We start from the raw sequence: 19,359 nt of genomic DNA on the forward strand, positions 1-19,359 counted from the left end.
CACTCGTAATTACCTTTGAAGGTAAAAGTTACGCTTGTTATGAAAAGCTTCAAGAGAGAAATTCCTTATAACCAATTGCCTGAACTACCTCCAAAAAAGGACATCCAAAGCAAGAATGTCCTGCTTAAAACGATATCTGCAAGTAGAGTACTGGCGCAATTAAATGGAGCATTAATCAATCTACCTAATCCAACGCTATTTTTAGATACGATTCATTTACAAGAAGCAAAGGCAAGTTCAGAGATTGAAAATATCATTACTACGAATGATGATTTATACAAAACACTGATAACTGAAGCAAAAACAGAAAACAGCGCGACAAAAGAAGTGCTAAACTATAAAAAAGCCTTGTGGTTAGGATTGGAAAAGCTGGAAGACAAACCCTTTATCACCACCAATTTATGTATTAAAATTGTTCAGTGCATCCGGCAAAATGAAGCAGGCATCAGATCTACACCCGGGACTTCACTAAAAAATGGTAGAGGAGAAATCATTTATACACCTCCATCTGGTATAGAATTGATTCAGGATAAATTAGCCAACCTGGAAAAGTTTATAAATTCTGACAAGGGGATTGATCCATTAATAAAAATGGCTATGATGCATTATCAGTTTGAAGCCATTCACCCATTTAGCGATGGAAATGGGCGAACAGGGCGTATTTTGCTGTTATTGTATCTAAAAACAAGTGGTCTTTTAAATATTCCGGCATTATACCTGAGTGATTATATTATAAAAAATAAAATTAGCTATTATAAAAGTTTACAAGCGGTAACAGAATCAAATAACTGGGAGCAATATCTCCTATTTATGCTTGATATGATTGAGGTTACAGCAACCAAGGGCTTATTGCAATTGGAAGCCATTAATCATTTAATGGCCACTACTGCATCCAAAATAAAGTTAAAATTGCCAAAGGTATACTCAAAAGAACTGGTAGAAATATTATTTAAATTACCATACTCTAAGCGCCAAACCTTAATTGATGCGCAGTTAGGAACGCCTAAAACTGTAGGCAATTACCTAATTTTACTAGAAGAAAATGGCTTTCTCCAATCAACCAGAGTTGGCAAAGAAAAAATCTACATCAACTATAAACTTCTTCATATTCTGGAACAAAACGATCATGCATAAAACACCAAAAGCATTTCTGATTACAGATATCATTTGTATTACTTTGCTTGTGGTGTTCTTGTTACTTTTACCTTCAAAACTTTTTAAATCTCCAACCTCTTTCGTGGTAGAGGCCAGTAATGGAAATTTATTGAGTGCAGCAATTGCAAGTGATGGACAATGGCGCTTTCCGGTGGCCGATTCTGTGCCTGTAAAATTCAAGGATTGTATTACTGCCTTTGAGGATAAACGATTTTACAATCATTTTGGAGTTGATTTCCTGGCCATGAGCAGAGCCATGCGCCAAAACATTCGGGCAAAAAGTGTAGTGAGTGGTGGCAGTACCTTAACCATGCAAGTAATCAGATTATCAAGAAAAGAAGACAGAACCATATGGCAGAAAATTTATGAAATGATCCTAGCCTTTAGGCTGGAACTCAAATATTCAAAACAAGAAATTATTGGCCTATATGCTGCCAACGCACCATTTGGAAGTAACGTAGTTGGATTGGAAGCTGCAAGCTGGCGCTATTATGGCCGTAATGCCAAAACACTCTCCTGGGGTGAAATGGCCACCTTAGCTGTTTTACCCAATAGTCCGTCATTGGTTCACCCTGGAAAAAATTCAACCCGGTTAATCAAGAAGCGAAATGATTTATTAGATAGATTAGCAAAGCTTACGTACATAGATCAGGGCACGGCAAACCTATCAAAGCTGGAGCCTATTCCTGGAAAACCCATGCCCCTGCCGCAAAATGCACCGCATTTATTAAATCGATTCAAGGTAGAAAGATCAAGTTTGGAAATTAATTCCACCAGAATTACGACTACACTAAATGAAGATATACAACTTAAAGTGAACGCTATTTTAAAGCGTTATAATAACCGTTACCGTGCAAATGACATCAATAATATTTCTGCATTAATTCTTGATGCTAAAACCGGTAATGTGGTTAGCTATGTAGGTAACATTTATCAACTTGAAAACACAGAATTGCTTAGTCATGTAGATATGATCAAAGCACCAAGAAGCCCGGGAAGCACATTAAAACCCTTGCTTTACGCCAGTATGTTAAACGATGGCTTTATTCTGCCGCACACCCTGATTCCCGATGTGCCTACGCAAATTGCTGGTTATTCACCTCAAAATTATGATTTGGGATACGATGGTGCAATTGCTGCCGATAAGGCTTTAAGTCGTTCGTTAAACATACCAGCCGTGAAAATGCTGCAGCAATATAAGTATGAAAGGTTTTACGACAAACTTAAAAAAATTGGGATTGGAACATTAAATCAACCGGCAGATCACTATGGCCTATCTCTTATTTTAGGCGGTAGTGAAGTAACCATGTGGGATTTGGCAAATACTTACATGGGCATGGTGAGAACTTTAAACCATTTTAATGCTTATAAAGGTTTATATGATCCCAATGATTATAAACAGGCAACCTATTATCAAACTAAGCAGGAGCATGAAAAAGATTATCAACGCAACTCTTTTTTAGATCACGGAGCCATTTGGGCAACTTTTAACGCCATGGAAGAAGTAATGCGTCCGGGTGATGAAGGCCTATGGGAACAATTTTCTTCATCACAAAGGGTTGCCTGGAAAACAGGTACAAGCTTTGGCTTTCGCGATGCCTGGGCAGTAGGTTTAACACCAAATTATGTAGTTTGTGTATGGGTAGGCAATGCTGATGGTGAAGGTCGACCAGGTTTGGTGGGTATAGAAGCCGCCGCACCAGTTTTATTTGATCTGTTTAGGTTATTGCCAAATGGCAAATGGTTTGAAACACCTAAAACTAAACTTAAAAAAATTAAGGTATGTAAACAAAGTGGCTATAAGGCTGGAGAATTTTGCTCCGATGTTATAGATGAATGGGTACCCGTTGCCGGAGAAAAAACCGTTGTTTGCCCCTTTCATAAAATTGTTCATTTAGATAGAACCGGAACATACCGTGTAACCGATCAGTGCGAAAGTGTAACCAACATGCAGCATAAAAGCTGGTTTATTCTGCCACCGGCAATGGAATATTATTACAGGATTAAAAACAGTGATTATAGAAACTTACCACCCTATCTCACTGGCTGTGATCTATCTGGCGGAAATAATGTGATGGAGCTGATCTATCCAAAAAATGGAGCTTCCGTTTATATTCCACTTGAACTAAATGGAACGCGTGGAAAAATAGTTTTAAATGCAGCACATCGAAATCAAAGTTCTAAAATTTATTGGCACATTGACAATGAATATATTGCTACCACCACCAATTATCACCAACTGGCTGTTAGTCCGCCGCCAGGAAAACATATGTTGACGCTTGTAGATGAAAATGGAGAAAGATTGGTGCAGGTTTTTACTGTGATGGATAAGGATAAAAAGAAATAGCGAGAATATTCTTTTGGAAATTTTAACTGCAAAGAATAAAAAGTTAGGTGAGTTATTTTTCACCACAGAGGGCACAGAGATTACACAGAGCATTCCAAGCATTCGCAAAAGAGAAATAAAATTTGAGCTCAATGCGCTTTCTGCTTTTTACTATGTGTTCGCTGTGGCAATTATTTCACTGAAGTATTCCCTTGTGGGTAAAAAACGAATATATCTATATTTCCGTTTGCTTCACCACCAATTCACGAATCACTGTTCCGTAAACGATCAGATATTGAGCTAACATATAGCTGGAAATGATCAATACTCCCGCCTGAGGAATAGGTCTGCTGAACTTATTAATAGCCAATACACTATCTGATAGCAGAAAAAGTAATGCGCCGACTAATACCAATTTAAAGCTACTGATATTTACTTTCCCATAACGGTTAAGCGCCATAATAGCCATAAATGTAATGATGATGGCATACATCAAAATCGCAAATTGCCAAGCACCCAGGTTAGGTTGTAAGTAAAAGAATAGGCCCATGCAAAAAATAATTAATGCACTTGCACCCCATAAAAAAAAAGGACTTCTAAATTCTGGATTAGATTTATGATCGAGTGTAAATGCCCTGATATAGAAAATGTGACAAAGCAAAAATGCAATCAGGCCATAATTAAAAAAACTTCCGTTTTCAGATTGCAACATCAAAAAGATATCGCCAGCCAAACTAAAAATTAAACCTGTAAAGATTCTTTTATGGAAACGACCTTTAAGGTGAGTAGCCAGGTACAACCAAACCAATAATGTAATAATGATGAATGGTTTAGAAACCTGGCTCAACAAAGTATGTCCTGATACTTCTGAATATAATTGAATGATAAATACCAGTGTAAATATGAAGGCAACAAGTTTTGTTTTCATTAAGATTTATAAATTGAAGAACAAATTTAATGTTATTACTTAAAGCCTGATTATAGTAACGAAGATATTCTCGTTAGCAAACCTGGCGAAGTTTTTTCGCTTTGATCTCGCCACCTTCCTGAAGTCCAAAAATTAACATTAAAAATTCATCAGTTTCCTGAATGGCAATATTAACCACCACACCTGATAATCCACGTTTATCACTTATCGTATCGCCTACCTTAATTTCCAATAGTGTTGATGTTGGAATGTTATCATTTAAAACAGTCATGATATTGATATATTTATTGTAAATAAATTTGCTGGTAAAACTAGCTTAACGGTCGACATTTTAAATTTCCAATTAAATTAAAATATTCTCCAATCCAGTTTACCCCTAAACGCTGGCAAAATTGAACATATTTTTAATAAGGCGAAGCATTAATTGTAAAGAAATTTGGTTTTCTTGACAAGCCAGTGAGATGGCTTTTGTAAAAGATGTAATTCAATCCGTTCCAAAGCAAGATCGAAAACGAAATGTATTTTAAAGCTAAAGGCCTCCACAGATAGTAAAAGGCCTTTAGCCAAAATTGTATTAAACGGTTAAAAGTGAAGGCTTTTCATGATATGTTTTCCATAACAGCTCTCCAAATAAAGTGTTAGACCAGGCAAACCAGGCACGGGTAAATTTAGCCGGATTATCTTTATGAAAAGATTCATGCATAAAACCTGTACCTGCATGTGTTTTTTGTAGCGTACTGATGCAATATTTGATTTCTGCATCATCTTTTGATGTTAACCCCCTCATGGTAATACTCATTGGCCAAATCATATCCTGACCAACGTGTGGCCCTCCTATTCCTTCGCCGGCGGTACCTTTAAAAAAATATGGGTTATCTTTAGACAACACAAATTTTCTGGTGTTTTGGTAAATCGGATCTTCCGCACTCATGGCACCAAGATATGGCAAACTCAATAAACTAGGTACATTTGCATCATCCATCAAATAATTACTTCCAAAGCCATCCGTTTCAAAAGCATAGATTTTGCCATACTTTGGATGCGTCACAATTGCATGCTTTTTCAAAGCCGCATTTACCTCATCAGCCAGATTAAGTAAATTGCTTTCTAAAGTTTTATCACTTTGAAGTGCCCTGATCATTTCAGCAGCTTGTTTTAAGCTGGACACAGCAAAGAAATTGGAGGGTATTAAAAAAGGAAAAATTGTAGCATCATCACTTGGGCGAAAGGCCGAACAAATTAATCCGACAGGGTTTACCGGAAAACCATATCCTGCCATCGGCAATGAATCTGTTGGTTTGTTGGTTTCACGTTGAAAATGATACGGGCCGTGATCTGTTTTACGTTGCTGCTCTTTAAAGGTTTTTAGAATTGTTTCTATGCCTTTCCTCCAATCTGCATCAAAAGGAGCTTTATCGCCTGTTTTTTTCCAATAATGATAAGCCAAACGAATGGGATAGCACAACGAATCGATTTCCCACTTACGCTCATGTACACCCGGTTGCATAGCAGTATCATCTGTTTTCCACTCACCAACTTTATTGGTATCACCATAAAAAGCATTGGCATAAGGATCTTTGATCACACATTTTGTTTGATGATTGATCACACCTGCAATTAGTTTTTTTAGCGCTTCATCTTCATTTACAAATTGTAAATATGGCCAAACCTGAGCTGAACTATCCCTTAACCACATGGCATCTATATCTCCGGTGATCACATAAGTATCCGGGCGACCATTTTTTTCTGAATAATAAACCGTAGTATCCAATGTATTAGGAAAACAGTTTTCGAAAAGCCAGGCCAATTCCGGATTTTTAACTTTCGACTGAAAGCTTTTTATTGCAGCATTCACGGCTTTACTTTCAAAATGTCTTTTTCCAGCCGCAGCACGAACTACTGGAAACTCAGGAGCAAATTCAGCGGCAAATGAAAACTTAGATGCCACTACTCCTGCTCCAAGCAAGCCTGTATTTTGAATAAATGTTCTTCTTTTCATTAATTATACTTTTATGATTTGGTTAAATTTAAAGTTGCCAATCTGGCGTATATTTCTAATATTCCAGCTTGCTGTAACAGTGTTTTATCTGTTTCCTTTCCTAAAAGGTTTCTTTCATCACGCTCCGTTTTCCAAACACGTTCTGCATCGTTAATTAAAAATGCTAGGCGTGAGGCTTTTTTTTCAACGGCATATAAAGCCAGGTAACCCCTTAATAAAACGGCATTAAACCAATAATGATAGGGCAGTTTATCATTTTTATAAAATCGTTTTTCAGCCGCTGCAGCAATAAATTTTGCTTCATTAAGGTATTTTTTATCCTTTGTGATTTTGTATAGCAACACATTTGACTCCAGCATAGTACCCGTATTGTAAGTGTATGCAGCAGAATCAATTTTTAGTGTTGCTACTCTTATTGCATCATAATAAATACCATCTGGTCCCCTCAGGTTTTTATTGGTCCAGTTATAAACCAATAAGGCTGTATCCAGATATTTTTTTTCTTTTGTAGCCTGATATAATTCCAGCGAAACTAAGATATTGGGCCCATTTGAACAAGTATTTTTGGAGGTTTTCTCATCTTCCTTCCAGTATAAGCCACCACCAGTTTTATGATCATATCCAGTTAAAAGCCATGTATAAATTTCCTTTGCACGATTAAAATATATATTATTTTTGGTACGGCTGTAAGCATTCAGGTAAGCAATTGCAATCCATTGATTATCATCATAAAATCTACTGCTTTTTTCCACATAGGATTGATAAGCCGGCGCTGGAGATTCTTTGGTGTAATACTGATCAATCGCTTTCATTACCGGCTGCATCCCCTGGTCATTTTTTAATACCTCTGTTTCATTTTTAGCCTGAATCAATGCACAAAGTGGCCATAAATAAGAATATGGTTTTTCGGTTTTTCCAATGTTTTCCAGGTATAGTCCCTTATCTTTAAGGTAAAAATAACGATCTATATTACCTTCGATAATTTTAATGCGTTGTAAATATTCAAATCTACTAACTTGTGCAGATGAATTGCTCCAGCAGGAAATCAGTAATAAAAAACCGGTAAATACTTTAATGATGTTTTGCATTTAAATTTATTAAATGTTAATCCCTTTTTAATACTAATCATGGTTAGCCCTTTAGAAAATTCAGGTGATCAGCATTTGGTCAGAACTTAACAAATATTAGGATATTTTTTAAAAGATCAAAATTAAAAACGCAGATTTTGACATTCCTAAATCGATTTTCTATTCACAACGGGTTTGATATAAACAAATAAACCGCTGGCATAACCAGCGGCTTCATATGACAACCGAGACAATTGAAATATTATTTTTTGGGTTTAGCACTCATGTAGAAAGTCAGCTTTCCGCCAGCCGTAATATCTGCATGTTTGATGCTATGGTTCGTAATTTCTTTTCCATTTAACATCACTTTTTGAACATAAACGTTTTTATCGCTTTGGTTTATGGCCTCTACCGTAAACGTTTTATTATTTTCCAATTGCATTACTGCTTTGTTCACCAACGGACTACCTAATGAATACACATCTGAACCCGGAGCCACAGGATAAAAACCCATAGCCGAAAACATGTACCAGGCACTCATTTGCCCGCAATCATCATTTCCGCCTAAACCATCAGCAGTAGGTTTATACTGCATATTTAAGATGTGACGAATTTGCGCCTGACCTTTATACAACTCATCGGTCCAGTTGTATAAATACGCTACGTGATGGGCGGGTTCGTTTCCATGTACATATCCCCCAATAATACCTTCCCGGGTAATATCTTCGGTGTGTGCAAAAAACTCATCTGGTAAATGCATACTGAACAGTGAATCCAATCGAGCGGCAAATTTCTTTTTGCCTCCCATTACCTCAATCAGCGAAGTGGGATCATGAGGAACAAAAAAACTGTAATTCCAGCTATTTCCTTCAATAAAACCTTGTCCCTCGGTATCTTTTGGATCAAATTTCTGTTTAAATGTTCCGTCAGCTAATTTAGGTCGCATAAAGCCAGATGCCTGATCATAATTGTTTCTCCAGTTTTCTGAACGTTTGATAAACTCATTATAAATATCCGTACGATTTAATTTTTTAGCTAATTGTGCTATTGCCCAATCATCATAAGCATATTCTAAATTGTTGGAAACAGATACGCCACTTTTTTCCGCAGGGATGTAGCCCTTATCCATATAATAACCTATTCCTTCATAATCGCGGTGTTTTGCTGTTACTACGCAGGCATCAAGTGCTTGATTTGGATCTCCATTGTAAGTACCTTTAATAATGGCATCAGCAATTACTGAAACGCTATGGTATCCGCTCATACACCAGTTATCATTTGCATAATGAGACCAAATGGGCAACATGTGTAAGCTACTCTGATCATAATGCGCCAACATCGATTTCACCATGTCATTGCTGCGACCTGGTTGAACCAGATTAAAAAATGGATGCAATGCCCTGTAAGTATCCCACAAAGAAAATGTGGTGTAATTGGTAAAACCTTCCGCTTTATGAATGCCTTGATCTAAACCCTTATACTCACCATTTACATCTGTATATGTAGTAGGATTAATAAAGGCATGGTATAATGCAGTATAAAAATTGATTTTATTTGTATTAGAAGTTGTCACTTGAATTTTATTAAGCTCTTTATTCCAGGTGGTTTGTGCCTGTGCTTTTACTTTTTCAAAATCCCATCCCGAAATTTCTGCACGCATATTCTGCAAGGCATTTTCCTGACTTACCGGAGATAATGCAAATTTAATTTTTACCTGCTCTCTTTCTTTGGTATCAAAATCAAAGTACATTTTAATTTTTTTACCTGCTATTTCAGGGAAATTCTGCTCCTGGTTGAATTTACCCCAGAAGCCCCGGTAAGCCTGTTTAGCATCATAGCTCTTTCTTCCGTAACTTTTAAAGGGTTTAGAAAAACTCATGGCAAAATAAACCGTACGGGTACGTGCCCAGCCATTTGTTTGGCGATAACCCGTAATCAATGTATCGTTAACCACCCGAACGTAAGTCCAGACTGTTTTATCTTCATAATTATAGATGCCCGCCATAAGATCCAGAATAATATGCGACTGATCTGATTTTGGAAAAGTATATTGGTGCATTCCTACACGAGTTGTCGCCGTTAATTCAGCAGTGATGTTATGGTCATCCAGTTTCACTTTATAATAGCCAGCCTCCGCAGTTTCATTGGCATGAGCATAAGCTGAACGATAACCACTTTTGGGTTGATCTGCCGTACCCGGATTTAATTGCAGTTTGCCTTGAGTAGGCATAATTAAGAAATCACCCAGATCAGAATGACCTGTGCCACTAAAATGCGTATGGCTAAAGCCGACTATGGTTTTATCTTCATACTTATAACCTGCGCAATACTTATATACATCACCGTTATACTTTCCATTCACTTCATAAGACAAAGTATCGGTTTCAGGACTTAACTGTACTGCTCCAAAAGGAACAGTTGCACCCGGATAAGTATGCCCCATTTTAGAGGTACCAATAATGGGTTTAACGTATTGTACTAAATTCTGCTGTGCACGTGCTAAAAATGCCGAAAACAGCAAACAAGGGAGGATAATTTTTTTGATCATGGATTATTAAAATTGAACATTGTCAACGAAAATTCTAAGGTATAAATTAAAATTGAAATCTATTTAATGTTATTACTAAAACGTTTAACTTAATTAAAAAAACGATTCTTGAAAAGGCGGTAGAAAAATATATGCCCCATTACATCCAACGAGTAATATGTGATGAACTAACCTTATAAATTTGGCCAGCATAGAATGAGTATGATACCTATATATTGTCTACCTCCACTCCTATGGCTTTTTACAACGAACTGACTTGCTTTAAAAAATTTCAGGTAAATAAACCCTATTTTTGCAGCCTATAATTTAGAAATGAGTAAACACGGTAGAATTCTGGTGGCCATGAGTGGCGGTGTGGATAGTTCGGTTGCAGCTGTAATGTTGCATGAGCAAGGTTATGAGGTAATTGGATTAACCATGAAGACCTGGGATTATGCCAGTTCAGGCGGAAGCAGTAAGGAAACAGGTTGTTGTTCTTTAGATAGCATTAATGATGCCCGCACACTTGCCGTAAATTATGGTTTTCCACATTATATTCTGGATATCCGCGATGAATTTGGCGATTATGTGATTGATAATTTCGTAGATGAGTACCTTGCCGGAAGAACACCCAATCCTTGCGTTTTGTGTAATACCCATATCAAATGGGAAGCATTATTAAAACGTGCCAATAAACTGGATTGCGAATTTATCGCCACTGGACATTACGCTAATATTCGCCAGCAAGACAGTGGAAGATATGTAATTTCTAAAGGTAAAGATGAAAATAAAGACCAGTCTTATGTGCTTTGGGGGGTTTCGCAAGAAAATCTTTCCAGAACGAAGTTTCCATTAGGAAGTTTTGCTAAATCAGAAATCAGGCAGATGGCTTTGGATATGGGGCAGGAAGAACTGGCTAAAAAATCAGAAAGCTATGAGATCTGTTTTGTTCCTGATAATGATTACCGTGCATTTTTAAAACACAAAGTAGAAGATTTAGAAGATCGTGTTGCGGGTGGTAATTTCATTTTAAGTAATGGAATGATCGTTGGGCAGCATAAGGGTTATCCATTCTACACCATTGGCCAGCGTAAGGGATTAGGTGTGGCATTTGGCGAACCAATGTTTGTGACGCAGATTTTACCTGAAAGTAATACCGTTGTGTTGGGCAAGGCTGATGAACTGGAACGTAAAGAAGCCATGGTTCGGAATATCAACCTGATTAAATATGCAAGCATTGAAGAACCTATGAATGATGTCATTACCAAAATCCGCTATAAGGATGCAGGAATGCTAAGCACCATTGTACAGGAAAAAGATAATATGCGTGTAGTATTTGACCATAATGTTTCTGCAATTGCACCCGGTCAATCTGCAGTATTTTATGAAGGAAATGATTTGTTAGGCGGTGGATTTTTAATTTAAATTCCCCCTTTCATACATACGAATCCCGGCTAGCCAGTCGGGATTTTTTTTTGACTTTATTTTTAATTCCAATTTACAACCAAACAAAAAGTATAGAATTTGCTTTCTTAAGATAAACTTATTATTCATCATTCCCGTTACCATATGAATCACATCAAAAGACCATTTCAACCAATAGAAAACTATGGCATCATTGGAAATTTAAAAACCGTTGCGCTGGTTTCTTTAAATGGTTCGATTGATTTTATGTGTGCACCAAAGTTTGATTCTCCTTCGGTATTTGCTACCATGCTGGATAGGCAAAAAGGAGGTTTTTGTGCAGTAGAGCCTGACCTGAAGGATTTTACAACCAAACAGCTTTATTTCCCCGGAACGGCAATTTTACTGACCCGCTTTTTTTCTGATACCGGAATTGCCGAGTTAACGGATTTTATGCCAATATCAAGCAGGCACAATTTTTCGACGAGTGCCATCGTGAGACAAATTAAAACCATTAGAGGCAGCATTAAATTTAAATTTAGTTGTTTGCCAAGGTTTGGCTATTCGGAGAGTGACTATGAAATTACCCATAAGAAAGATTATATCATTTTTGACTGCCCAAAAGAAGAGTTAAAAATTAAGGTCTCTGCAGATGTACCATTAACCATAAGAAAGCAAAATGGCTATGCAGAATTTACATTAGAAGAAGCAGAAACGGCTACCCTTGTACTGGAGTTTTTAAAGCAGGAAGAAGATGGTCTGCAACTCTCTTATTATATTGATGAGGCCTACCATGAAACTAAAGAGTTTTGGGTAAAATGGATCAATAAAACCAGTTACAAGGGCCATTATAGCGAATTAATCAGGCGATCAGCGATCACACTGAAGTTACTTACTTCAGCAGAATTTGGTTCTGTTGTGGCAGCCCCAACTTTTGGTTTGCCCGAAACACTTGGTGGCAACAGGAATTGGGATTACCGTTTCACCTGGATTAGAGATGCGGCTTTTACCATGTATGCCTTTTTATCATTAGGTTATTATGATGAAGCCACAGCCTTTATAGACTGGATTTTTAACCTTTGCCAAAAAATAGATCTACAACTTATTTATCAGATAGATGGCAACCCAAATATTGAAGAGCACGAACTTAAACATTTCGAAGGCTATCGTAAATCAAAACCTGTCAGAATTGGAAACGAAGCTGCAAATCAGGTTCAAATTGATATTTATGGTGAACTGATTGATACCATCTACATTTACAACAAATCATATAAACCCATCACTTATCAGTTCTGGACAATTATAGAAAAACAAGTTGAACAGGTAATCAAAAACTGGAAAAATCCTGATCATGGTATTTGGGAAATCAGAAATACAGAGAAAGAATTCTTACATACCCGGTTAATGTGTTGGGTGGCGATGGACAGGGCAATCAAAATTGCAGACGATCGTTCGTTTCCTTATCCAGAGCAAGAGTGGCACGAAATCAGAAGTGAAATATATAAAGATATTTACCATAATTTTTGGAATGAAAAACTGGGTGCCTGGGTACAATACAAAGGCGCTGAACAAGTAGATGCCAGTGCGCTTTTGATGCCCTTAACTCATTTTATTTCTCCACTTGAACCTAGGTGGCTATCCACTATGAAAGTCATTGATCAAGAACTGTTGTTAGATGTATTAGTTTACAGATACAAAAACGGCGATGATAATTTTGATGGCTTGGAAGGCGAAGAAGGCACCTTTAATATGTGTTCATTCTGGTTTATTGAATCTCTGGCAAAAAGCGGAGAGCTGGATAAGGCAGTAGAATATTTTGAGAAGATGATTAGCTATTCCAATCATCTTCTTTTGTTTAGTGAAGAACTGGGTAGAAAGGGAGAGCATTTAGGCAATTTCCCTCAGGCATTTACACATCTGGCATTAATTAGCGCTGCTGTTGAATTAAATAAACAACTCAATAGACAGGTTGTTAAAGGCTAGTAATTAACACCTTATTGTTCTTCGTAGTGATAAGTTAATCCACCATCAACATAATAGGTTGAACCTGTAACATAAGCAGCTTCATCTGATGCCAAAAATGCTACAACTGCAGCAACATCATCAACTGTACCCATTCTTTTTAAAGGAATGTTACTGATTACTTTTTCTAACTGCTTTTTGTCATTCAACAGATCTTGATTAATTGGAGTGGATATGGCACCAGGTGCTACGTTATTTACCCTGATGTTAAAAGGTGCAAGCTCTGTAGCCAGATTGCGGCTTAGCATTTTCAAACCACCCTTACTGGCACAATAGGCAGCAAAATGTGGGAAAACAATTTCTTCATGTACAGAGCTCATATTAATAATGTTACCAGGTCTTTTTGCTTTCCTGCAGTAATTTACAAAAGTCTGAATCCCAAAGAAAACCCCTTTTAAGTTGGTATCCATTACCAGGTCATAATCTTCTTCTGTAACTTCCCAAAAATCTGCCTTGGTTTCTAAACCAGCATTATTAATTAAAATATCAAGAGATCCAAATACATCAATAGCATCTTTAACAAGCTTAATTACATCTTTAGTATTGCTGACATCTGCAGCTAAAAATTCGGCCCTTCCGCCCATTGCTTTAATCTCAGCAATTAATTCTTCCCCACGTTCGTCAAATGTTCTGCCATTTAAAATGATGTCTGCTCCTTCTTTCGCTAAGCGTAAGGCACATGCCTCACCTATACCCTGACTACTCCCCGTAATTAGTGCAATTTTATTTTTAAAACGCTTCATGCTAACTATATTTTATGATGTTAAATAAACTATTTGTGATAAACAATCTCATCGATCCTATGATCCATTTCTAGGTCTTCCGGAAGATTTTTAAGATAAAATTCTTCATAATATGCTTTTATTATTGCCGCCATTGGCGTAGCTAAAAGTGCTCCGGTAAGGCCAAAGGCAGCGCCCATGGCCAATAACATAACTAATGATGATACTGGATGGATATTCATGGTAGACGAACGAAGCTTAGGCATAAGAAAATCAGACACCAGCTCATTTAGTAAAAGAAAAAATAACAGACACCATAATGCGGTTAACGGACTTATAGAGAGTGCAACCAAGGTTGGTGGAATGGCCATAATATAAAATCCTAGTTTTGGAATCAGTTCAGAAAAGAAAGCGAGGGCCGCCCAAACCAAGGCACCGGGCACACTTACAATACTTAAAAAAGCATAAACCAAAACAGATTGTATGGCACCACCAATTAAATTAGATTTCATCCAACCCACTAACATAGTTGTAGTATGTTGCAAAGCATTTTTTGCACTTTCTCTTTTTCGGGGCTGAAAAACAGATAAATATAATTCAACTATTGGTTTAGGATGACTTACATAAAAAACAACGAGACAAACAAATACAATAAATAGAAATATTCCACCTATGATACCGAAAGAAAAGTTGCCTAGTCCAATAATCGTTTTACCTACTGATGGAATAGCGGAGCCAATGGACACACCACTATCCTGAATTTCGCGATTAAACTCTGGATAGTTCTTTAAAGTTGAAGCAATATGTTTGGATGCTGAAGTATAATAACCTGGCAAATTACTGATTAATACATCCAGCTGGTTGGTAATGTGCGGCACAATTAACCAACCCAATCCGATACTTACACCAAAAATTATAATGAAAATAATTAAGCTTGCCAACCAGCGTTTCATTCCCATTCGTTCAAACTTACTCACAGGCGCACTAATGATAATTCCCAATACTAAAGCAAAAATAACCAGCAATACGATGGAAATAATTTTAAACGTAAAGAAAAGCAGTAAAGTTAATCCTGTGATGTAAAGAATGGTTGATTTAATCGTTTCAAAAAGGTTATTGTTTTTTGATAAGCTCATTTGGCTGTTGGTTTTTGATTGAATACTACGGTCAAATTGAAATCAGGAGTTTAATGAATATTATACCAGTACAATCTTTTCAACAGCCTCAATACCCTCACATCGAATAAAGAGCACTCTTGGTTGATTTAAATTTTTAAATCGGTTTTTGAGTTTGGCAATAAAGCTTTTCGAATTGGTTTCCCTAACCAAAGTAATTGCAAGTGCATTAGCATTACCCCTCACCTCAATAATTTCATTTGGATAAAGCGCTCTAAGCTCCTGTGTAAATTCCATACTGAAGAAACCAGTATTTTAAATTAATGTTTGATGATAACGGTTATTTTATCTCTAAACAAAAAATCCTGAACTGCTTCAGGATTTTTCTTTTTGTCAATGTGATATTAAATTGCCAGCAAAACTGATTTCTAATACCTTAGCTTACGTAACCATTTAATACCGCATAGCGGATTAATGCCGCAGAATTTTTAGCACCTGTTCTGTCAATCAATGCCTGCCGAATACCTTCAACCGTTCTTCTGCTTAAAAAAACCTGTTCTGCAATTTCCTGATTGGTCATTCCATTAGCAATTAATGCTAAAACCAGTTGCTCACGTTCCGACAGCGCCAGCCGTGGCATTCCCTTTTCGGGCATGTTAGTAAGCTGATGATTGAAACGTTCGAGCACGCCAATACTTAATTCAGATGATAAATATCTTTTTCCATTCACCACCTGCCGTAAGGCAAAAAGTAGTTCGGTTTCATCCACATCTTTAGATAGGTATGCCCTTGCACCTGCCACAAAAGATTTTGCAGCATATTTTTCATCTTCAAGAATAGAAAGCATCACCACATGAATCTGTGGATTAATTAAGTGAATTTCAGAAATCATCTGAATTCCATCCATATCAGGCATGGATACGTCTGTTAGCACGAGATCCGCCTTTGTTCCATTTTTTAAAAGTTCTAAAACTGCATTTGCGCCACCCACCGCTTCTACTACCTCTAAATCAACATGTTGCTTCAACAACGCCTGTAAAGATTTCCTTACGATTTGATGGTCTTCTACTAATATAATCTTAATCATATAATTTATTTGAGTGACCTGGTGTACGTCCAGGCCTCCTACCATTCACCTAAATGCTATTTTGGAAGCATAATATAAAACACTGTTCCTTTATTTATTTCTGTGTCGAACCAAATTTTTCCACCATGTAAATCAACAATAGCCTTAATAATTCCCATACCAAGTCCGTGTGATTCTTCACCTTTTAATCCACGTTTAAGTCCCTGCTCGGCTCTGTTAAAAAGTGACGATCTAATTTCCTCCGGAATTCCACATCCATTATCGGCAACAGAAATCAATACTGTTTCGTCCATTTCTTGTGCGGTGAGCGTAATCTCACCCTGATCGCCAGTAAACTTAATGGCATTGGAGATGAGATTATTTAATACCTGAAGAAACTTCATGCTATCCATGCGAATGTAGATACGCTCAGATTTACAATTAAATGAAAAATTTTTATTCTCTTTTAAACGTGATCTTCTGTAAAAGCGAATCAGATCCCGAAATTCCCATACCAGATCGGTACGTTCTTTTTTTATTTCTACTTCTGCAGATTTTAAGAATTCTTTATTAATCAGGCTTCTCACCATCTTCATATTTCTTTCGCACATTTCTATGATGAAAGATAGTCCCTCCGATAAATATTCGTCGCTTTTTACTTCAATTCCGTTAGCCATTGAGGAGGCCGCAAGCTTCATCATGCCAAAAGGCTCTTTCAAATCATGAGAAAGTACTTCAAGCGCTATATTTTTTCTATTATTAATTTGTTCAATGTGGATTCTGTTACGCGTTTCAATGGTAATATCTTCTACAATCCCACATAAGGCTTCATTTCCACTTCCTGTTACCGGACTTATACTCACCTTCAAACACTTTTCTTCTTCACCGTCTAGCAACAGTCTGAATTCGTACTTTTTAAATATCTTGTCTGAAGAAATTTCCTGAAAACAATAACCCACCAATTCCTGGTCATCAGGATGTACCAGATCGAATAAAATGGTTGGCGAATTCTTGATATCATCTGGTTTTAAACACCATATTTCCGCTAATGCAGCATTGAAGTATAAAAATTTACAATCAATAATATCATAAACAAAATATCCATCAGAGGATTTTTCCCCAAGTTGATAAAAAAGATCTTGTTGCATTACATTATTATTTTGTTGATCAATCATATAGCTATTATTTATAAGAGCAGGCATAACCCAAACAATAGGTTTCACAAAATGTTTACCAGGCTAGTCAGATGTATTAGCTTTTCTGAATTAATTTTTCAACCATGCTTTCCAGATAGGAGATATCAAATGGTTTTTGAATGAGCAGATCATGTCCGCAATCAAGTGTTTCTTCTTTGATAATGGCAGCTGAAAGCAGTATAATGGGTACACCAGCGGTAGAGGGCATTTGCTTTAAGTTTTTACAAATTGCTCTCCCATCAACACTACCAAGCATAATATCGAGCATAATCAGATCAGGTTTAAACCTTTTCATTAAATTTTCAATACCTGTAATATCAGCAATAGTCTCAATTTGATAAAGCCGTTGATCAAAGATAAATGGAATCATCTCTCTGATACTTTCATCATCATCAATAAGCAATAGTTTCTTTGGAAAGTGCATAATTTAAAAGCTCAAATCTATAGATAAATCACTATTGCCAAATAAGTATATTTACGCGAATTTACTGAAAAGAGGTATGAAATTGTGCATACGTGTAAAATATAAAACTAGCTTTATTTGTTTAAGATAGCTACATTAAAGCAACATTTTGATCTGTTAGTTTTAAAATAAATCACCATATTAATGAACTTGTTAAAAATAAAGTTTTAAACAAAATGCATTAAGACACCATACAAACTATTGACTTACAGGCACTAGCTTTTTAAGTTTTAAAATTTGAATAAATATTAAAAATAAAAGCCTATTTTCTAAAATAAGCAAGCTACATTTGCGGGAATGTTGTCACAATACCAAATTTTATATTTTTTTGAAGGGGAAGGATTAATTATCATGGAACTTAAGCGAAATGATATGCATCAGGGTGCAGACTTAGCTGAAATTTTCCATTGGCTTTATCTTGAGAAACAATCCCAATCATTAATTAAGTTATGGTTTAGGTCATTGGATTCATCTGCTGATATTGAGGAACGCTTTTTTGAACAGGGTTATCTAAAGTTTAATACCAGAGAAGCTACCTTTATCGAAAAGTATAATTCGGCACAACACAAACTAATTAATTACCCGGTTAATTCAGTAAGGGAGGATATTCATGATATCATCAAGAACTACTTAAAACAACCGTAAGGTTATCCAGTTTTCATATTTAAATCTTAATACCATTCATTGTTAGCTATTTAAGTTATTGGTGCACCAGGCCATTTCAAAACTTCTATTTTTAAGAAATGATTAAATAATCGTTAATTGAAGAAACATTTCTTCGCCAATGAATGTTTAGATGTTTAAATATTACAATGGACCAAGGTAGAGATCATAAAAGAATTGAAGATTCTAATAAAATAGTTGCAATTACTATTTTAACAGGAATTTTGATGTTACTATTCATGGCAATGATCAGATAATAGAAATCCACTGATTATAAGAGCCCTATTTTATAGTTAGCAAAGGCACATCCCAAGATTACAACAAAAAAGCTCTGCTCGCCAGAGCTTTTTTGTTTATATTTAATTTTAAAATCAAAATATCTTTCTATCTACCACATTAATATCAGACTTAGTTATGATTAAAAACAATTTCTAAAATATTAATAGATTTTTTTTAAACTTTCTTGGAATTTAAAAGATAATTTCCTTATATTCACAGTATTAGTTACCCATTAATCAGAATGTTATGAAAAATATAGCCATTTTCATTATAGCTTGTCTGATATCTACAGGCTCAGCCTTCTTTTCTAAAACATTAGCCGCTCCGGAATTAGGTATTTCTACGGTGCTATTGGTATGGGGTATGGCCACCTGGTATTTTTTCAATCGCCAGAACAGAACGATTGAGAACGAATAATCAATTTCAT

At 36.2% G+C, this 19,359-nt stretch carries 17 protein-coding genes; 6 read left to right on the forward strand and 11 right to left on the reverse strand.

Annotated features, from left to right (window positions below; translation table 11 throughout):
* Positions 1-39: 39 nt before the first annotated feature.
* Together AN34_RS11275 and pbpC are read left to right on the forward strand one after the other, a co-directional pair.
* Complete coding sequence (locus AN34_RS11275) at positions 40-1,134, forward strand: Fic family protein (RefSeq protein ID WP_029285411.1); 1,095 nt, start codon at positions 40-42, stop codon at positions 1,132-1,134.
* Positions 1,043-3,502: a penicillin-binding protein 1C gene (pbpC, locus tag AN34_RS11280; RefSeq protein WP_231625531.1), complete on the forward strand. Its 2,460-nt coding sequence runs from the start codon at positions 1,043-1,045 to the stop codon at positions 3,500-3,502. The genes AN34_RS11275 and pbpC overlap by 92 nt, the downstream gene beginning before the upstream one ends.
* Before the next feature lie 214 nt (positions 3,503-3,716).
* On the opposite strand, the gene AN34_RS11285 is transcribed toward pbpC, so the two are convergent.
* The 5 genes from AN34_RS11285 to AN34_RS11305 form a co-directional block, all read right to left on the reverse strand.
* Positions 3,717-4,409: a lysoplasmalogenase gene (locus AN34_RS11285; RefSeq protein ID WP_029285415.1), complete on the reverse strand. Its 693-nt coding sequence runs from the start codon at positions 4,407-4,409 to the stop codon at positions 3,717-3,719.
* A 73-nt stretch (positions 4,410-4,482) separates the two neighbouring features.
* Positions 4,483-4,680 (reverse strand): hypothetical protein, encoded by a 198-nt coding sequence (locus tag AN34_RS11290; RefSeq protein WP_029285417.1) that lies wholly within the window; start codon positions 4,678-4,680, stop codon positions 4,483-4,485.
* A gap of 303 nt (positions 4,681-4,983) precedes the next feature.
* Positions 4,984-6,408 carry a glycoside hydrolase family 125 protein gene (locus AN34_RS11295; protein ID WP_029285419.1) on the reverse strand — a complete coding sequence of 475 codons (1,425 nt, stop codon included), beginning with the start codon at positions 6,406-6,408 and terminating at the stop codon, positions 4,984-4,986.
* Between the two features lie 11 nt (positions 6,409-6,419).
* Entirely contained in the window at positions 6,420-7,496 is a 1,077-nt protein-coding gene (locus tag AN34_RS11300) for a glycoside hydrolase family 76 protein (protein ID WP_029285420.1), read from the reverse strand.
* A gap of 241 nt (positions 7,497-7,737) precedes the next feature.
* Positions 7,738-10,023, reverse strand: a complete 2,286-nt coding sequence (locus tag AN34_RS11305) for a GH92 family glycosyl hydrolase (RefSeq protein WP_029285422.1) — start codon at positions 10,021-10,023, stop codon at positions 7,738-7,740.
* A 312-nt stretch (positions 10,024-10,335) separates the two neighbouring features.
* On the opposite strand from AN34_RS11305, the gene mnmA reads away from it, so the two are divergent.
* Entirely contained in the window at positions 10,336-11,427 is a 1,092-nt protein-coding gene (mnmA, locus tag AN34_RS11310) for a tRNA 2-thiouridine(34) synthase MnmA (protein WP_029285424.1), read from the forward strand.
* A 144-nt stretch (positions 11,428-11,571) separates the two neighbouring features.
* Positions 11,572-13,389 (forward strand): glycoside hydrolase family 15 protein, encoded by a 1,818-nt coding sequence (locus tag AN34_RS11315; protein WP_029285426.1) that lies wholly within the window; start codon positions 11,572-11,574, stop codon positions 13,387-13,389.
* Between the two features lie 11 nt (positions 13,390-13,400).
* Here AN34_RS11315 and AN34_RS11320 read toward each other — a convergent pair whose 3' ends face one another.
* From AN34_RS11320 to AN34_RS11345, 6 genes are all read right to left on the reverse strand, one after another.
* Positions 13,401-14,171: an SDR family NAD(P)-dependent oxidoreductase gene (locus tag AN34_RS11320; protein ID WP_029285428.1), complete on the reverse strand. Its 771-nt coding sequence runs from the start codon at positions 14,169-14,171 to the stop codon at positions 13,401-13,403.
* Between the two features lie 29 nt (positions 14,172-14,200).
* Positions 14,201-15,286 carry an AI-2E family transporter gene (locus tag AN34_RS11325; protein WP_029285430.1) on the reverse strand — a complete coding sequence of 362 codons (1,086 nt, stop codon included), beginning with the start codon at positions 15,284-15,286 and terminating at the stop codon, positions 14,201-14,203.
* A 60-nt stretch (positions 15,287-15,346) separates the two neighbouring features.
* Complete coding sequence (locus AN34_RS11330; RefSeq protein ID WP_029285431.1) at positions 15,347-15,562, reverse strand: hypothetical protein; 216 nt, start codon at positions 15,560-15,562, stop codon at positions 15,347-15,349.
* A gap of 139 nt (positions 15,563-15,701) precedes the next feature.
* Complete coding sequence (locus AN34_RS11335; protein WP_029285433.1) at positions 15,702-16,352, reverse strand: response regulator transcription factor; 651 nt, start codon at positions 16,350-16,352, stop codon at positions 15,702-15,704.
* Between the two features lie 56 nt (positions 16,353-16,408).
* Positions 16,409-17,506, reverse strand: coding sequence for a PAS domain-containing sensor histidine kinase (locus tag AN34_RS11340; protein WP_036677027.1), 1,098 nt, complete (start codon positions 17,504-17,506; stop codon positions 16,409-16,411).
* Between the two features lie 76 nt (positions 17,507-17,582).
* Positions 17,583-17,951, reverse strand: coding sequence for a PleD family two-component system response regulator (locus AN34_RS11345; protein ID WP_029285437.1), 369 nt, complete (start codon positions 17,949-17,951; stop codon positions 17,583-17,585).
* Between the two features lie 390 nt (positions 17,952-18,341).
* On the opposite strand from AN34_RS11345, the gene AN34_RS11350 reads away from it, so the two are divergent.
* Positions 18,342-18,635 (forward strand): hypothetical protein, encoded by a 294-nt coding sequence (locus AN34_RS11350; RefSeq protein WP_157263291.1) that lies wholly within the window; start codon positions 18,342-18,344, stop codon positions 18,633-18,635.
* A gap of 543 nt (positions 18,636-19,178) precedes the next feature.
* The gene (locus AN34_RS21650; protein WP_157263292.1) at positions 19,179-19,349 is read left to right on the forward strand and encodes a hypothetical protein; all 171 of its coding nucleotides are present in this window, start codon (positions 19,179-19,181) and stop codon (positions 19,347-19,349) included.
* Positions 19,350-19,359 lie beyond the last annotated feature (10 nt).

Origin of the sequence: Pedobacter sp. R20-19, assembly GCF_000708265.2 — a bacterium.
Taxonomy (GTDB): domain Bacteria; phylum Bacteroidota; class Bacteroidia; order Sphingobacteriales; family Sphingobacteriaceae; genus Pedobacter.

What these genes read in the sequence shown, in the direction of transcription:
- AN34_RS11295 (WP_029285419.1), bottom strand. Translation starts at nt 6,408, where the DNA reads ATGAAAAGAAGAACATTTATTCAAAATACAGGCTTGCTTGGAGCAGGA.
- mnmA (WP_029285424.1), top strand. Translation starts at nt 10,336, where the DNA reads ATGAGTAAACACGGTAGAATTCTGGTGGCCATGAGTGGCGGTGTGGAT.
- AN34_RS11350 (WP_157263291.1), top strand. Translation starts at nt 18,342, where the DNA reads ATGGAACTTAAGCGAAATGATATGCATCAGGGTGCAGACTTAGCTGAA.
- AN34_RS11340 (WP_036677027.1), bottom strand. Translation starts at nt 17,506, where the DNA reads ATGATTGATCAACAAAATAATAATGTAATGCAACAAGATCTTTTTTAT.
- AN34_RS11335 (WP_029285433.1), bottom strand. Translation starts at nt 16,352, where the DNA reads ATGATTAAGATTATATTAGTAGAAGACCATCAAATCGTAAGGAAATCT.
- AN34_RS11345 (WP_029285437.1), bottom strand. Translation starts at nt 17,951, where the DNA reads ATGCACTTTCCAAAGAAACTATTGCTTATTGATGATGATGAAAGTATC.
- AN34_RS11290 (WP_029285417.1), bottom strand. Translation starts at nt 4,680, where the DNA reads ATGACTGTTTTAAATGATAACATTCCAACATCAACACTATTGGAAATT.
- AN34_RS11275 (WP_029285411.1), top strand. Translation starts at nt 40, where the DNA reads ATGAAAAGCTTCAAGAGAGAAATTCCTTATAACCAATTGCCTGAACTA.
- AN34_RS11320 (WP_029285428.1), bottom strand. Translation starts at nt 14,171, where the DNA reads ATGAAGCGTTTTAAAAATAAAATTGCACTAATTACGGGGAGTAGTCAG.
- AN34_RS11285 (WP_029285415.1), bottom strand. Translation starts at nt 4,409, where the DNA reads ATGAAAACAAAACTTGTTGCCTTCATATTTACACTGGTATTTATCATT.
- AN34_RS11305 (WP_029285422.1), bottom strand. Translation starts at nt 10,023, where the DNA reads ATGATCAAAAAAATTATCCTCCCTTGTTTGCTGTTTTCGGCATTTTTA.
- AN34_RS11300 (WP_029285420.1), bottom strand. Translation starts at nt 7,496, where the DNA reads ATGCAAAACATCATTAAAGTATTTACCGGTTTTTTATTACTGATTTCC.
- AN34_RS21650 (WP_157263292.1), top strand. Translation starts at nt 19,179, where the DNA reads ATGAAAAATATAGCCATTTTCATTATAGCTTGTCTGATATCTACAGGC.
- AN34_RS11315 (WP_029285426.1), top strand. Translation starts at nt 11,572, where the DNA reads ATGAATCACATCAAAAGACCATTTCAACCAATAGAAAACTATGGCATC.
- pbpC (WP_231625531.1), top strand. Translation starts at nt 1,043, where the DNA reads ATGGCTTTCTCCAATCAACCAGAGTTGGCAAAGAAAAAATCTACATCA.
- AN34_RS11330 (WP_029285431.1), bottom strand. Translation starts at nt 15,562, where the DNA reads ATGGAATTTACACAGGAGCTTAGAGCGCTTTATCCAAATGAAATTATT.
- AN34_RS11325 (WP_029285430.1), bottom strand. Translation starts at nt 15,286, where the DNA reads ATGAGCTTATCAAAAAACAATAACCTTTTTGAAACGATTAAATCAACC.